General features: G+C 66.1%; 15 protein-coding genes. 9 read left to right on the plus strand and 6 right to left on the minus strand.

Annotated features, from left to right (window positions below; genetic code table 11):
• Positions 1-20: 20 nt before the first annotated feature.
• Positions 21-530: an ATP-binding protein gene (locus QN239_RS30460; protein WP_499016204.1), complete on the plus strand. Its 510-nt coding sequence runs from the start codon at positions 21-23 to the stop codon at positions 528-530.
• Here the strand turns inward: QN239_RS30460 and QN239_RS30465 are convergent.
• From QN239_RS30465 to QN239_RS30475, 3 genes are read right to left on the minus strand one after another with little or no spacing between them, the layout of a single operon-like run.
• Complete coding sequence (locus tag QN239_RS30465; protein ID WP_090358308.1) at positions 466-909, minus strand: response regulator; 444 nt, start codon at positions 907-909, stop codon at positions 466-468. The two genes, QN239_RS30460 and QN239_RS30465, sit on opposite strands and share 65 nt — an antisense overlap.
• Complete coding sequence (locus QN239_RS30470) at positions 906-2,483, minus strand: sensor histidine kinase (protein WP_499016206.1); 1,578 nt, start codon at positions 2,481-2,483, stop codon at positions 906-908. The genes QN239_RS30465 and QN239_RS30470 overlap by 4 nt, the downstream gene beginning before the upstream one ends.
• Positions 2,480-3,694, minus strand: coding sequence for a PP2C family protein-serine/threonine phosphatase (locus QN239_RS30475; RefSeq protein WP_499016208.1), 1,215 nt, complete (start codon positions 3,692-3,694; stop codon positions 2,480-2,482). Before QN239_RS30475 ends, QN239_RS30470 begins: the two co-directional genes overlap by 4 nt.
• Before the next feature lie 417 nt (positions 3,695-4,111).
• Here QN239_RS30475 and QN239_RS30480 point away from each other — a divergent pair, with 417 nt between their 5' ends.
• The 5 genes from QN239_RS30480 to QN239_RS30500 all read left to right on the plus strand — a co-directional run bounded on the left by QN239_RS30480 (position 4,112) and on the right by QN239_RS30500 (position 7,427).
• A complete protein-coding gene (locus tag QN239_RS30480) occupies positions 4,112-4,279 on the plus strand; it encodes a DUF4193 family protein (protein WP_499016209.1) in 168 nt (55 codons plus the stop codon).
• A 32-nt stretch (positions 4,280-4,311) separates the two neighbouring features.
• Positions 4,312-5,019: an HAD family hydrolase gene (locus tag QN239_RS30485; protein ID WP_499016212.1), complete on the plus strand. Its 708-nt coding sequence runs from the start codon at positions 4,312-4,314 to the stop codon at positions 5,017-5,019.
• A gap of 17 nt (positions 5,020-5,036) precedes the next feature.
• Positions 5,037-5,486: a hypothetical protein gene (locus QN239_RS30490; protein ID WP_499016213.1), complete on the plus strand. Its 450-nt coding sequence runs from the start codon at positions 5,037-5,039 to the stop codon at positions 5,484-5,486.
• A gap of 42 nt (positions 5,487-5,528) precedes the next feature.
• A complete protein-coding gene (locus tag QN239_RS30495) occupies positions 5,529-6,896 on the plus strand; it encodes an NAD(P)/FAD-dependent oxidoreductase (RefSeq protein WP_499016215.1) in 1,368 nt (455 codons plus the stop codon).
• A gap of 126 nt (positions 6,897-7,022) precedes the next feature.
• Positions 7,023-7,427 carry a hypothetical protein gene (locus tag QN239_RS30500; protein WP_499016217.1) on the plus strand — a complete coding sequence of 135 codons (405 nt, stop codon included), beginning with the start codon at positions 7,023-7,025 and terminating at the stop codon, positions 7,425-7,427.
• A 7-nt stretch (positions 7,428-7,434) separates the two neighbouring features.
• Here QN239_RS30500 and QN239_RS30505 read toward each other — a convergent pair whose 3' ends face one another.
• On the minus strand, positions 7,435-8,844 hold the full coding sequence (locus QN239_RS30505; RefSeq protein ID WP_499016219.1) for an aldehyde dehydrogenase family protein: 1,410 nt from the start codon (positions 8,842-8,844) through the stop codon (positions 7,435-7,437).
• A 350-nt stretch (positions 8,845-9,194) separates the two neighbouring features.
• Between QN239_RS30505 and QN239_RS30510 the strand changes: the two genes are divergently transcribed.
• The 3 genes from QN239_RS30510 to lysE all read left to right on the plus strand — a co-directional run bounded on the left by QN239_RS30510 (position 9,195) and on the right by lysE (position 11,013).
• Positions 9,195-9,701 (plus strand): RNA polymerase sigma factor, encoded by a 507-nt coding sequence (locus QN239_RS30510; RefSeq protein WP_499016220.1) that lies wholly within the window; start codon positions 9,195-9,197, stop codon positions 9,699-9,701.
• On the plus strand, positions 9,698-10,312 hold the full coding sequence (locus QN239_RS30515; RefSeq protein WP_499016223.1) for a methylated-DNA--[protein]-cysteine S-methyltransferase: 615 nt from the start codon (positions 9,698-9,700) through the stop codon (positions 10,310-10,312). The genes QN239_RS30510 and QN239_RS30515 overlap by 4 nt, the downstream gene beginning before the upstream one ends.
• Before the next feature lie 101 nt (positions 10,313-10,413).
• Positions 10,414-11,013, plus strand: coding sequence for an L-lysine exporter (gene lysE / locus QN239_RS30520; protein ID WP_499016225.1), 600 nt, complete (start codon positions 10,414-10,416; stop codon positions 11,011-11,013).
• 10 nt (positions 11,014-11,023) lie between these two features.
• On the opposite strand, the gene QN239_RS30525 is transcribed toward lysE, so the two are convergent.
• Entirely contained in the window at positions 11,024-12,154 is a 1,131-nt protein-coding gene (locus QN239_RS30525; RefSeq protein WP_499017022.1) for an AI-2E family transporter, read from the minus strand.
• A gap of 40 nt (positions 12,155-12,194) precedes the next feature.
• On the minus strand, positions 12,195-14,318 hold the full coding sequence (locus QN239_RS30530; RefSeq protein WP_499016226.1) for a catalase: 2,124 nt from the start codon (positions 14,316-14,318) through the stop codon (positions 12,195-12,197).
• Between the last annotated feature and the right edge of the window lie 16 nt (positions 14,319-14,334).

Genomic DNA, 14,334 nt, shown 5'->3' on the forward strand with positions numbered 1-14,334 from the left:
TCGGGTAGCCAGCAGTCGATATGACAGACCCAGCGCAGTCAGGTGCCCGCTTTACGCGAATCGGCGTAACGGCGGTGCCCGAGCGCGCGGCCGTTGTGCGCCAAGAGTTCTCGGACTGGTTGCACCAAGAGCTTAGTGTGGACGCCACGAAAGCGAGCGATATCGTGCTCGCCGTCAACGAGGCCTTGGCCAACGCCGCGGAGTTCGCCTACCTCGACGCCACACCCGGAGTGATGCACCTCGAGGCGGACCACGATCGACGACTGGAGACACTGACCGTGGCGATCTCCGATGAGGGTTCGTGGCGGATCAAAGATCCCAGCATCGCCAATCCTGCTCGCGGACGCGGTATCCCGTTGATGCACGCCCTGGCCGACCGGGCCGATATCGATCCGGATCCAGCCGGGACCCGGGTGCGCTTGCAGTGGGACCACATCGGCGCATTGACCGGCGGGCGGTCCGATGTCACAACTGCGGCAGCCGGACCACCTGAACGAAGAACTCATCGATCTGCCGAACCGCATTCATGAACTGATCGAGATCAACAGGTTTGGTGACATAGGCATTGGCGTGCAGCTTATAGCTGCGCAGGATGTCCTCCTCCGCCGACGACGTGGTGAGCACGACAACCGGGATATGGCAGAGATCGGCGTCCGACTTCACCTTCTCCAGCAGTTGGCGTCCGTCGTACTTGGGCAGGTTGAGGTCGAGCAGGATCAGATCCGGCCGCGGGGCGTCGCCGTACACACCGCGCCGGTAGAGGAAGTCCAGGCCCTCCTCACCGTCGCGCGCGACGTGCAAGGTGTTCTTGATCTTGTTGTGCTCGAAGGCTTCCCGGGTGATCAGCTCGTCTCCCGGGTCGTCTTCGACCAGCAGAATGTCGATAGCTCTGCTCTCGGGCGCGCTCATTCGCGATGTCCTTCCGACACGACTTCTGGGATGGGGTTCGGCTCGGTGGCAGGGGTGATGGGCAGGGTGAAGACGAAGCGGGTTCCGCCCGTATACGACGTGTCGATCCAGATGAGCCCACCATGGTGTTCGACGATCTTCTTGCACAGTGCCAGCCCGATACCGGTGCCGGAGTAGGCGTCCCGGCCGTGCAACCGCTGGAAGATGACGAAGACCTTGTCCACGAACTCCACCCCGATACCGATGCCGTTGTCCGACACCGTGAACACCCAGTAGCCCGCGGTCTCCCCGCTGCCTTCCCGGCACTCGACGTCGACACCGGGAGCGACACCCTCGCGGCGGAACTTGATGGCATTGCCGATCAAGTTCTGCCAGAGCATCGCCAGCAGCGTGGGGTCACCGTCCACCAGCGGTAGGGGTTCCGGCGGGCGGATCACCTGCGCGCCCGATTCGTCGATGGCCGCCGCGAGATTCTTCAGCGCCGAATCCAGTGCCGCGTCGAGATCGACCTCGGTATGCGTGGCGTTGAGTCTGCCCACCCGCGAGAACGTGAGCAGGTCGTTGATCAGCACCTGCATGCGTTTGGCACCGTCCACCGCGAAGGCGATGTACTCGGTACCCCGCTCGTCGAGCTTGTCCCCGTAACGCTTTTCCAGCAGCTGACAGAAGGAGGCGACCTTACGCAACGGCTCCTGCAGATCATGGGACGCCACATAGGCGAACTGCTCGAGCTCGGCGTTGGAGCGACGCAGTTCCTCGGCCTGCTCGTCGAGGGAGTCACGTGCCGCCTGCGACACGGCCAGTTCCTCGACGATCCGCTGCCGCATATCCTCCACGCCGGCGGCAATCGCCCGAATATCACTGGGCCCCTGCGGGATGATGCGCTCACCGAAGTTCCCCTCGGTGATCCTGCGGCAGGACGCCGCCAGCAGGCCCAGTGGCCGGGTCACGGCGTTGCGCACCACCACCGCCAGCAGCACCGCCATCACGAAGAATGCCAACACCATCGCGACCAGGACGCCGTCGCGCCAGTGCCGAACCCAGTTCAGTTCGTCGATCGCCGCGTTGCGTGCCTGTCCGAGGTGAGCGTTCTGGACATCGAAAAGCGTGCGTAAGCCGTCGAATTCGTCCTTGCCCCGCTCCGCGGTGCCGCTGTCGACGACGACGGGTCGCCCCGGAGTGACACTCGCGATGAGCGGCTCCGCGTAGCCGGCCCGCCACTCGCGAGCCGCGCGTTCGATCGCGTCCAGATCCCCGATGAACTCGTCACGTCCGGCCAGCAGGTCTCGAATGACTTGGGCCGACGCCCCCTCATTGCGTTGCCCCTCCTGGTAAGGCGTCAGGAATTGCGCGTCGGCGGCGATCGCGTAGCCTCGCACGGCCGTTTCCTGGTCGCGCAGTGCCGCCTGCAGTTCGTACGCGGCGACTCGGGCGGGCTGGATGTGATCGATGAGCTCGGCGGAGACCTGGTCGGTCCGGCTCATCAGCAATGCCCCGCCGACTGCGCCGGACAGGACCACCACGCCCATCACCGACAACACCAGGTTCTGCCAGCCCTGGACGGTGAGCCTCACCGTGCCGACCGCTCTACCCGGATCACCGCGATATCGTCGGTGAGACCGCCGTGCGGCCGCGCGCGTGCATCAGCCTGACTGATGAGGGCGTGGACGAAGTCCGGCCCGGGCAGCGTGGCGACGGAGCGGGCGAGATCGAGCAGTCCGCCTTCACCCAGACGTTCCTCCCCCCGTCCCGCGTGCCCTTCGAAGAGTCCGTCGGTGAGCAACAACAGACCGTGCCCGTCGTCCAGCTGCAGCACGTTCACCGGCCACTCGGTGGCCCCCAGGCCCAGGGCGGGGCCGGCGGCCGGCTCAAGCCAGTCCACGGTGCCCCCGCCGTGGACCAGCAGGCCGGGATGGCCGGCCCGCACCGCCGAGAAGCGGCCGGTGTCGGGTTCCAGCGCCACACTGAGCAACGTGGCGAACGTACCTCGGCCGGGGCGTTCGGTCGTGAGGATCCGGTCCAGCTGGCGCATCCGGTCGTTGCCGCGCAGTCCGGCGAATGTCAGCGCCCGCCAGCCGATGCGCAGCGCCACGCCGAGGGCGGCCTCGTCGGGGCCGTGTCCGGCCACGTCACCGATCATGACGTGCACCGTCCTGTCGGGGGTCTGCACGACATCGTAGAAGTCACCGCCGAGCAGGGCCTCCCGCCTGCTCGGCAGCGATTGCGTGACGATGTTGACGCCCGGGTTGTCGTGCAGGAGAGGGGACGGGAGCAGCCCGCGTTCCAGCCGGGCGTTCTCCTGAGCACGCAGCCGGCTGGCATGCAGATCGACGGCGGTGAGCTCGGCCCGTTTGCGCTCGATGGCGTACAGCACGGCCCGGCGCAGCATCTCCGGATCGACACGTCCCTTGACCAGGTAATCTTGCGCGCCCGAGGCCACCGCCGACACCCCGAAGTGCTCGTCGTTGAGTCCGGTCAGCACGATGATCGGGATCGTCGAATCGAGGTCGCCGACGCGTCGCAGCGCGTCGATCCCCTGGGCGTCCGGAAGATTGAGGTCCAGGAGGACGCAATCCGGCCGGGCCGCCGAGAGTTTGCTCGCCGCGTCGGCGATGGACTGCGACCAGACGAAGTCGATATCGATCGCGGCATCGGTGATCAGCTCTTCCACCAGCAGCGCGTCGGCGCGGTCGTCCTCGACCAGCAACAGCGACAAACGCTGTGAGCCGGGAACGGCACCGGTTGACGGTACCGGCATGAGCCGTGGGTCCAGTGGCGCGCGCATGGGGAATCACGTCCTTCACGTCAGCACATATGAAGGTCACCCAGGTCGCGCTGACCTTCTGCTTCAGTGACAACAACCGACAATACCCAGTCCCCATGCCGAAGTCGCAACTCACCGTCATCTTGACCGGGAGTTTCGCGATTCGCCGACGTCGGTGCCGGCGATATCGATGCGAGAGATTTTGCAGGCAGTCGCGCTGCGCGGCGTGCTCGGCCCGGCGGTGAGGACCGTCATAGAGATCAGCGTGCGCGCGGACCGAATTCTCGTGGCCGACAACTGGAATACCAGCAGAAGACCGCCCGGGTGATCCCCGTCGTCGAGTTGCGCAGGCGACAGCCGGTTTACCAGCCGCCCTGGCGGGGCATTATCTCTGCACCTGTTGAGGTCATTGATATTGCATCGGAAGGGGCCGTGCCCGTGACCATTGATTACGACACCTCACACCGGATCGATCTCGGTGCGGGCGCTGGGCTGGCGGTCCCGCCCCAGCAGTTCGACGAATTCGTCTGCACCCGTTGCGTTCTGGTCCATCACCGGCACAACATGGCCGACGAGGATGCCCGGGTGTGTTTCGACTGCTCCTGACAGGAGAGCCGAGACCGAAGTGAGGAGTGATGATGCGGCCGGCTTCTTCGGACGTTCCCGCGGTGTTGTTCGACGTCGACGGCACGCTGGTGGACTCCAATTACATCCACGTGCACGCGTGGATTCGCGCCTTCGAGGTCGAGGATCAACCGGTGTCGGCGTGGCGGGTGCACCGCAGTATCGGCATGGACGGCGATGCCTTGCTGCGCACCCTGGCCCGGGGCGCCGATGACGCCGTGCGGGAACGACTCAAAGACCATCACAGTCAGTTCTACCGTGAGATGGCGTCCATGCTGACCGTGCTGCCGGGAGCACGCGATCTGCTGCATCGGGTGTCCGATCTGGGCATGCACGTGGTGCTCGCGACCTCGGCCCCGGAAGACGAACTGATGCTGCTGCGCCGGGTGCTCGACTGCGACGACGTGATCTCGATGGTCACCTCGTCGCGGGACGTCGACGTCGCCAAACCGGATCCCGGCATTGTGCAGCTGGCTCTGGAGCGTGCCGGCGTCAGCGCGTCCTGTGCCGTGTTCGTCGGTGATTCGACGTGGGATGCCCTCGCGGCACGGCGAGCCGGTGTCGTCACCATCGGGCTGCGCAGCGGCGGCGTGGGAACGTGCGAATTGGATTGTGCCGGCGCGGCGGTCATCTACGACGATCCGCGGGATCTGCTCGATCACCTCGACGAGAGCCCGATCGCGGCCCTGACTGCCCCTGATTCGGCGCCGGCGTCACACTGAACCGCTAGTCTGCACTCGTGACAGAGGCAGGCAAGAGCGGATCGTTTCCTGCGCTCCGGCGCGGGACGTGGGCCATCGGGGTCGGATGCCTGCTCATCTCCGCAGCCCTTGGCACCTACTCCGCGTTGGCCGGGCGGCCGGATTGCGCCGGACTGTATGTATGCCGGCGGGTTCTCGACCGCACCATTCTGCTCGGCGTGACGTCGATCGTGACGGCGGTCGCGGCCGCGATCCTCGTCGTCATCGCGATGCGGATCGGCCGACGCGGTGTGTCGGTGGTCCAGGTGGTGCTCATCCTCGGCGCCTGCATATTGGTCGCGGCCTACTGGAAGACCCAATTCAGTTCGTTGCGTGCGGATCTGGCGGCACAGATGGCGCTCACCCCGTCGATGTGGACGGCGAGCTCGGCGTTGTGGTTCGCCGTCGCGGGCTTGGTCTGCGTGGCAGTCGGCACGCAGTCGAAATAACCACGCGGTCGAAATAGCCACGCGGTCGAAGTAACGGAGTGCATGGTGTCTTCTAGGACCAAGGTTTTGATCGTCGGCGGTGGGTTCGGCGGCTTGTTCTGTGCGCGGCGGCTCGGGAAGGTCGACGTCGATGTCGTCCTGCTGGACCGGGCCGCCTGCCACGTGTTCCAACCGCTGCTCTACCAATGCGCCACCGGGACACTCAGCATCGGTCAGATCAGTCGCTCACTGCGCGAGGAACTGGCCCGGCACAGCAACGTGACGACACTGCTGGGCGAGGCGATCGACCTCGACACCGACGCCCGGGTACTCACGGCCCGCAGACCCGACGAAACCACCTTCACCTTGGACTATGACGTGCTCGTCGTCGCGGTGGGCATGCGCCAGGCCTATTTCGGCAACGACGAGTTCGCCCGATGGGCGCCCGGCATGAAGACACTCGATGACGCCCTGGCCATCCGACGCCGGCTGTTCGGCGCCTTCGAAATGGCAGAGACGCTGCCGCCCGGACCCGAGCGCGACGGCTGGCTGACCTTCGCGATCGCCGGCGGAGGTCCCACCGGGGTGGAACTGGCCGGCCAGATCCGTGAGATGGCCACCCGCGCGCTCGCGCACGAGTTCCACAGCATCGAACCCGAGGACGCCCGCGTGCTGTTGTTCGACGGCGGGAGTTGCGTGCTGAGCAGCTTCGCCCCGAGCCTCACCGACAAGGCCACCCGGGCATTGGAGCACCTGGGCGTCGAACTGCACATGGGTGTGCACGTCACCGATGTCCGGCAGGACGGTGTCACGGTGACGCCCAAGAACGGCGGACCGGCCGAGGACCATCCGGCCCGGACCGTGCTGTGGACCGCGGGTGTCGAGGCGGTGCCTTTCGCGCGCCGGGTCGCCGAGGTCACCGGTGCCCACGCTGACCGGGCCGGCCGCATCGCGGTCGAACCCGACCTGTCGGTACCCGGCCATCCAAAGATCTTCGTCATCGGTGATCTGGTCGGCCGCGATCAGCTGCCCGGCGTCGCCGAGAATGCGATGCAGGGCGGACTGCACGCGGCCGCATCGATCCGCCGCGACCTCGCGGGAAAACCGCGCCGCCCCTTCCGCTATCGCGATCTCGGCTCAGCGGCCTATATCAGCCGGGGACACGCACTGCTCCAAGCCGGACCGGTGCGCCTGGCCGGGTTTCTCGGCTGGCTGGGATGGGGTTTCATCCACATCGCCTTCCTCACCGGAGTCGAGAACCGGATCAGCACGGTGGCCACCTGGCTGGCCACCATCGCCCGGGCACGCCGCACCGACCGGACGTTCATCCTGGGCGGCACCACCTCTCCCGAACACCCGTACACATGGCTGAAAACCTTCCACCCCAACATGCTTCCGGTGGCGGAGACTGCCATCGATCGACAGCCGTGACTGTCCTTCCGGGCCGAGTGGGGCGTCCTGCTTAACGTGAGGACGAATCGGGTACTCGCTTCTCGTCGTTTCTGCCGGCCGGCTGATATGCCGCCGGCAGCCGTACTGAAGAGAATCGAGCCTCACATGACCGTCGTTCAGATCGTTCGTGGTTTTCCTGTTGCCGCCGCTGTCGCGGGTGCCGTGCTGGTCGGCGGCCTGACTGCAGCGTGCGGTTCGGACTCCGGCAGCGGCAATTCCACCTCGACCTCCACCTCGACCTCCACGTCGACGACGGAATCCACTCCGGTGACCACGGTGACGACCACCGTGGAGACGACCACCCCCAGTCCCGCGATGACCGAGTCGGGCGCACCGATGGCACCCGGTGCCGGCGCAGGTCCGGGCGGGGCCACCGCAGGTGTGCCGGGCGCAGGGGCCGGTGCCGGGCCGGGCGGCGCCACCGCGGGTGTACCGGGTGCCGGAGCCAGCGCGGGCCCCGGCGGCGCCGGTGCATGCGCGGGCCCGGTCTGCGTCAGCACCGGCCCGTAGCCGTTGGTCAGGTCAGACCGATGTACACCGATTTGGTGTTGAAGTAGGCCTCCAGCCCCTTCTTACCGCGCTCCCCGCCCCAGCCGGACTGCTTGTGACCGCAGATCGGCATGGACGGGTCCGCGGCAAGTGCGGAGTTCACCCAGATCTGGCCCCCGCGAAGCGCATTCGCCACGCGGTGGGCTCGGCTGAGGTTCTCGGTCCAGATGGCTCCGGCCAGCCCGTAATGGGTGTCATTGGCGGCGGCGATCGCCTCCTCCTCGTCGTCGAACGGGATCACCGACCCGACCGGGCCGAAGATCTCCTCTTTGATGAGTCGCATATCGGGTGTGGTGTTGGCGATGATCGTCGCCTCGTAGAAGTAGCCGCGGCGGTCAAGCGGCTTGCCCCCGGTGATCACCTCGGCGCCGCGGGCTACCCCTTCGGTGACGATGTCATGTACTCGTGTGCGCTGCTTCTCGCTGATCAGCGGCCCGAGAACAGACGTGGGGTCGTCATATCCGCCCATCGGTAGCATCTGCGCGAATGCGGCCAGACCTTCGACGACCTGATGGTAGATCTTGCGCTGCACGTAGATGCGTGAGGTGCAGGAGCAGTTCTGTCCCGACCCGGCAAGCAGACCCATGCCGGCGCCCATGATCGCCTTGTCCAGGTTGGCGTCGTCGAACATGATCAGGGGCGACTTGCCGCCGAGCTCCAGCGTCAGGCGTTTGAGGTTGCCCGCGGAAGCCTTGACGATGAGCCGCCCCACTTCGGTCGACCCGGTGAATGCGATCTTGTCGACGTCGGGGTGGGCGGTGAGTGCTGCGCCGGTGGTCTCGCCGTGCCCGGTGATGACATTGAGAACGCCATCGGGTAGTCCGGCCTCGCGGAAGATCTCTTCCAGCTTCAGCGCCGACAGCGGGGTCTCCTCGGCGGGCTTGAGCACCGCGCTGCATCCAGCCGCCAGCGCGGGCGCGACCTTGAGCATGGCGATGAAGAACGGTCCGTTCCACGGGATGATGAGACCGACGACGCCGACCGGCTCCAGCTGGGTGAAGGTGTGGTACTCCTCGAAATGCCCCAGCAGCCCGTCGGAGACGAGGTTGGCCGACTCACCGTGGATCTTGCCCACCCAGCCGGCGTAGTAGACCAGCATCTCGTTGGCCACCTTGATGATCTGCCGCGCGGCCATCGCATTCATGCCGTTATCGCGCGCTTCGATCTCGGCGAGTTCCTCGGTGCGCTGCCTGATGATCTCCGCGGCGCGGAAGAGCACCTCGGCCCGGTGCGCGGCGGGCAGCCTGCGCCACACCCCGGACTCGAAGGTTTCGCGGGCCCGGGCCACCGCAGCGTCGACCGTCGCCTGGTCAGCATGAGGGACTTCCGCGATCTGTTCCTCGGTTGACGGATTGAAAACCGCAATGGTGTCGCTCAATGTCCTTCATCCTTTCGCCGAGCCGCTCCGCGATGAGCAGGCCCGATGGGGCCAAATCATCCAGAGCTTATGCGCGTAAGCCTGCGGCGTCCAGAGGCGTGCCCGGTGAATGCCGCTTCACCGCCGAGGCCGATCTCGGTGGCGGTTCCGGGCAGCAGATGGCGCACGCACACCAGCCTGACCCGAGCAGCACCCGGCCACGATCTCGGTCACCCGACGAATCTTGTTGCCGAAGAATGCGTTTCGCGACAGCGCGGATCCGGACCAGCCCATGCCGGCCCGCCGACTTTGCCCCTACCGCGTTTCACGATCGATACTCACAAAATGAACGGCCGAAGCGTCTACTCAGTGTGAAACCCAAGCAGCCCTTCCCCTCGGTGGTCTCCGATCACGGCGCCACCGTGCTACGGGTCTGTCGGGTCATCCTCGGCCCCGTCGACGCCGACGATGCCTGGTCAGAGACCTTTCTGTCCGCGCTGAAGGCTTACCCCGATCTGCCGGCCGAAGCGAACGTCGAGGCCTGGCTGGTGACCATCGCCCACCGCAAGGCCGTCGACATCATCCGACACCGGTCTCGGCACGCCGTTCCCACCGACGACATCCCGGACCGACCGATCCCGCCGCCCGACGTCGAGGATCGCAACAATCTCACGGACGCGCTGAACCGACTCTCGCCGAAGCAGAAGCAAGCCGTGGCATACCACTACCTGGCCGGTCTGCCGTACGCCGAAGTGGGAGCCATCATCGGCAGCAGCCCCGAGGCCGCACGCCGGTCGGCATCTGACGGTATCGCCGCACTGCGGCGCAACTTCGCGCGTACACCCGCCACACCTGGCACGAAAGGACAACGCTCATGACCGCCGCCGACCGGGAACTCATCCGAAGTCTGACCCGAAGCGTGAACCCCAGCGTCGACCACCTGGCCGCGCTTCAGACACGGCTGACCGCCGACGCGCAACGCGCCGGCGTACTCGACATCGCCTATCGCATCGTCGACAGCCCCGTCGGGCCGCTGCTGGTCGCGGCCACCGACCGGGGACTGCTCCGGGTCGCGTACGCCAGCGAGGGCCACGACACCGTCCTGCAGCAACTGGCCGACAAGATCAGTCCGCGGATCCTGCCCGACCACGACCGGCTGGACGCCACCGCACGCGAACTCGACGAGTACTTCACAGGCACACGTCGCACCTTCGACCTGCCGCTGGACTGGCGGCTGTCCGCAGGATTCCGCTGCACCGTGCTGCGCCGGCTGCCCGAGATCGCGTACGGGCACACCGCCAGCTACGCAACCGTCGCCGCGCTCGCCGGCAACTCCAAGGCGGTCCGCGCCGTGGGGACCGCGTGCGCGACCAATCCCCTGCCGGTCGTCGTGCCGTGTCACCGAGTGGTCCGCAGCGACGGAACCATGGGCGGTTACCTTGGGGGTATCGAAGCCAAGCGAGTGCTCCTCGACCTCGAAGCCGCATGAGGACCCGGCCTGCGGCCCGGGGCGAGTGGATTAAGTTCATCTAATTCCAGGTAAGAATATTTAGCTGTACTGATACCACCGACGGCCCTAGCGTCAGGGGTATGAGCTCGCCCGTCCTCCTCGGCTTCCTGACCACCATGGCGCTTATCGCCGCCATCGGCGCACAGAACGCGTTTGTGCTGCGTCAGGGCATCCGCGGCGAACATGTCGTCCCGGTGATCGCACTGTGCACGGTGTCGGATCTGATCCTCATCGCCGCCGGCATTGCCGGGGTCGGTGCGCTCATCACCGCACATCCCGACGCGATGACCGTCGCCAAGCTCGGCGGGGCCGTCTTCCTGATCGGCTACGGTGCGCTGGCTGCACGCCGCGCTTTCCGGGCCGCCGCGCTGAACCCCTCCGAGAAGAGCCCGGCGCGGCTGGCCGAGGTGCTCCTCACCTGCGCGGCGCTGACGTGGCTGAACCCGCACGTCTACCTCGACACGGTGGTCCTTCTCGGCTCGCTCGCGAACGAACACCGAGACCAGCGTTGGCTTTTCGGTGCAGGCGCGGTCATGGCCAGTGCGCTGTGGTTCACCGGACTGGGGCTGGGCGCCAGGCGGCTGGCCGGGTTGTTCGCCACCCCCCTGACGTGGCGCATCCTGGACGCCGTCATCGCCGTCATCATGGTCACCCTGGGTATCTGGATGGCGGCGTCGTAGCCGTCGTCGTTCACGCCTTGTCCAGGCGTGGATACAGCACTTCCTGCATGACGAGCTGCAGAGCAGCGGCGACCGGAATCGCCACCAACGCGCCGACGATGCCGAGCAGGGCACCGCCGAGCAGCACGGCGACGACGGTGATCAATGCCGGGACCTTCACCGCACGGCCGATGATCCTGGGCACCAGGAGATAGTCCTCCAGCAGCCGGAACACGACGAAGAAGACAACCGTCGCGACGCACACCGGCAGTGACACCGTCAGCGACACGGCCGCGACCACGACGCCGGCTATGGTCGATCCCACGACGGGAACGAGATCGAGGATCGCGACGAAGATCGCCAATAACAACGGGTAGGGTACGTCGAATATCGCCAGCCAGATGAGCGTCACCACACCGGTGATCACCGAGATCAGCACATTTCCCAACACATACGAGCCGACTTTCGCGAAGACCTCGTCACCGATGAGGATGGCCCGCGGCCGCCGGGTGTGCGGCACCAACCGGTACATGGCGGTTCGCATGCGCGGCATATCGGCGAGGAAGTAGAGCGTCAAGACGATGGCGATGAGCGTGTCGGCGAGCACTTCGAATACCGCGGTGCCGGCGCTGACCACCCCGTTGAAGGCTGATCCGTCTGCGCCGTTGATCATATCGGTGATTCGCTGCTGCAGGTGGAATCGGTCGTTGAGCCGTCCGATCGTGGACGAATTGTCCTGCGCCTGCTGAAGGTACAGCGGTGCTTGCCTGATCAGCTCATTGGCCTGTTGCGCCAGCGGCGGAATCGCCGCAGCGACGAAGGCGCCCATCAATGCCAGGAAGACGACAAAGACCAGGCCCGTGGCCAGCGGGCGACGCAGCCCGTGCCTGACAAGCCAGGAGACCAACGGTTCCAGCCCGAGCGCCAGGAAGAACGCGACGCCGATGACCACCAGAATCGAGGACAGCGACGAAAGAACTTGAACGGCACCATAAGTCACCGCTACTCCGGCGGATGCGGTAAGGCCGATGAAGAAGGGCGACCGTCGGTCGAACCGCCGCCCGGGCGGCCCGAGGGGCCGCTCGGCAGAACGTATCTCGGCGGCCCGCACCTCTGCCTCGGCGACCGGACCTTCCTCATCGGTATGAGGTTGCGCCACCATGTCGGGATGCGCCTCGTGGGCGCGATCGTGCCCGGTGCCGCTAACGGACGCCACCGGAATTCCGCCTTCGGGCAGTTCCGGACATGGGAGCGCGCTCCCATGCCCGGTGCAGGACCAGGGCAGCCGAAAGCCTTGCGGTGAAATCTTTGTCGACATCATCGGCCAGTTCGATGCCGGGTCCTTTGCCGGGGATCTTGGCGGCCTTGAGCAGTCCGGCACCATCTCCCCACGCCGCCAGCGCCTTGCAGTGCCGGAACGCCTCCTGCAGCATCACGACCGTTTTGAGATCGGGGTTGGGGTCGGTTCCCGCTGCGACCACCAACGCATCGAACTCGATCGACCGGGCCGTCGCCGACGTACGATCCACGACGATCTGCCGTCGGCCCGATTTGAGGGTGCCCCCGACGGGTGCGACTACCAGGACCGTAACACCCAGCGCCGCGGTGTCTTTGACCAGTCTGGCCACACCGGCCAGGTCTGAACCCGCATCCGCGATGATGCCGATCTTGCGGCCGGCCACCGGGCCCTCCTTGACCGGCAGCTGCGCCAGCGCGGCCGAGGGTGTGGCCTCGGCGACGGGCTCGCCCCTCGGGGCCGGTAGCCCCAGGCCGGCGGCCACCTGCCGGCACAGGTCGGTGTCGACATTGGCCAGCACGAGCAGTTCACGTTCCTTGATCGCCTGCTCGTACACCTTGCCCAGTTCGAAGGTGAACGCCTCGACGATATGGTCCTGCTCGACTGTACTGAGGCTGCGGTAGAACATCGTCGCCTGCGAGAAGTGGTCGTCGAATGAGGCCGGTTGGGCGCGCACGGCCGTCCCGTCGATGACACGCGGCACCTGTACGTAGCCGCCCTCGGACGCATCAGCCGGGTGCGGCTCGTCACCGTCGATGCTGTTGGGATGGTAGGCGGCGACACCGGTGTGAACCGCGCTCTGGTGCATACCGTCGCGAAGCATGTCATTGACCGGGCAGTGCGGCCGGTTGATCGGCAGCTGCGTGAAGTTCGGTCCACCCAGGCGAGTGAGCTGGGTGTCCAGATAGGAGAACAACCGGGCCTGCATGAGCGGATCGTTGGTGACCTCGACACCCGGGACCAGGTTGCCGGTGTGGAAGGCCACCTGTTCTGTCTCGGCGAAGTAGTTGGTGGGGTTCCGGTTCAGCGTCATCTTGCCCACCAGCTGCACCGCTGCCAGCTCCTCGGGCACGAGCTTGGTGGGGTCCAGGAGGTCGATGCCCTCGAAACTGTCCGTACCGTCATCGGGCATCACCTGGATACCGAGCTCGTATTCGAGGAATGCGCCTGCCTCGATCCCGTCCGCCATGTCACGGCGGTGGAAGTCCGGGTCGCAACCGGCGGCGATCTGCGCCTCCTCCCAGACCAGCGAGTGCACCCCGGCGACCGGCTTCCAGTGAAATTTCACCAGGCTGGTCTCGCCGGACGCGTTCACCAACCGGAAGGTGTGGACACCGAACCCCTCCATCGTCCGGAAGGAGCGCGGTATGCCGCGATCGCTCATATTCCAGAACACATGGTGCGTGGCTTCGGTATGCAAGGACACGAAGTCCCAGAACGTGTCGTGCGCGGACTGCGCTTGCGGGATCTCGCGGTCCGGTTGCGGTTTGGCTGCGTGGATGATGTCGGGGAACTTGATGCCGTCCTGGATGAAGAACACCGGCATGTTGTTGCCGACCAGATCGAACGTGCCTTCCTCGGTGTAGAACTTCACCGCGAACCCACGGGTGTCGCGGACGGTGTCGGCGGACCCGCGCGACCCGAGAACCGTCGAAAACCTGGTGAAAACCTCGGTTTTCGTGCCCTTCTTGCCCAGGAAGGCGGCCTTGGTGACCGAGGAGGCGGTGCCATAGGACTCGAAGACGCCGTGTGCTGCCGCGCCGCGTGCGTGCACAACCCGCTCCGGGATCCGCTCATGATCGAAGTGGGTGATCTTCTCCCGCAGATGGAAATCCTCGAGCAGCGTCGGGCCCCGGGAACCTGCCTTCAGGGAATGGTCGGTATCCGGCAGACGCAGGCCTTGCGCGGTGGTCAGATGGGTGCCTGTTTGGGCACGGGCATCGTCCGCATCGGATACCCGTCCGTTGACAGCACCGGTGGGTCCGGCATTCGCCGGGGCTTTTTGATCGCGCTTGCGCGGTGGGGGCATGACATCTCCTGAAGGA

This window comes from Mycolicibacterium sp. Y3, assembly GCF_051188035.1.
Classification (GTDB): domain Bacteria; phylum Actinomycetota; class Actinomycetes; order Mycobacteriales; family Mycobacteriaceae; genus Mycobacterium; species Mycobacterium fluoranthenivorans.

What these genes read in the sequence shown, in the direction of transcription:
- QN239_RS30460 (WP_499016204.1), top strand. Translation starts at nt 21, where the DNA reads ATGACAGACCCAGCGCAGTCAGGTGCCCGCTTTACGCGAATCGGCGTA.
- QN239_RS30465 (WP_090358308.1), bottom strand. Translation starts at nt 909, where the DNA reads ATGAGCGCGCCCGAGAGCAGAGCTATCGACATTCTGCTGGTCGAAGAC.
- QN239_RS30475 (WP_499016208.1), bottom strand. Translation starts at nt 3,694, where the DNA reads ATGCGCGCGCCACTGGACCCACGGCTCATGCCGGTACCGTCAACCGGT.
- QN239_RS30485 (WP_499016212.1), top strand. Translation starts at nt 4,312, where the DNA reads ATGCGGCCGGCTTCTTCGGACGTTCCCGCGGTGTTGTTCGACGTCGAC.
- QN239_RS30495 (WP_499016215.1), top strand. Translation starts at nt 5,529, where the DNA reads ATGGTGTCTTCTAGGACCAAGGTTTTGATCGTCGGCGGTGGGTTCGGC.
- QN239_RS30500 (WP_499016217.1), top strand. Translation starts at nt 7,023, where the DNA reads ATGACCGTCGTTCAGATCGTTCGTGGTTTTCCTGTTGCCGCCGCTGTC.
- QN239_RS30515 (WP_499016223.1), top strand. Translation starts at nt 9,698, where the DNA reads ATGACCGCCGCCGACCGGGAACTCATCCGAAGTCTGACCCGAAGCGTG.
- lysE (WP_499016225.1), top strand. Translation starts at nt 10,414, where the DNA reads ATGAGCTCGCCCGTCCTCCTCGGCTTCCTGACCACCATGGCGCTTATC.
- QN239_RS30525 (WP_499017022.1), bottom strand. Translation starts at nt 12,154, where the DNA reads ATGGTGGCGCAACCTCATACCGATGAGGAAGGTCCGGTCGCCGAGGCA.
- QN239_RS30530 (WP_499016226.1), bottom strand. Translation starts at nt 14,318, where the DNA reads ATGCCCCCACCGCGCAAGCGCGATCAAAAAGCCCCGGCGAATGCCGGA.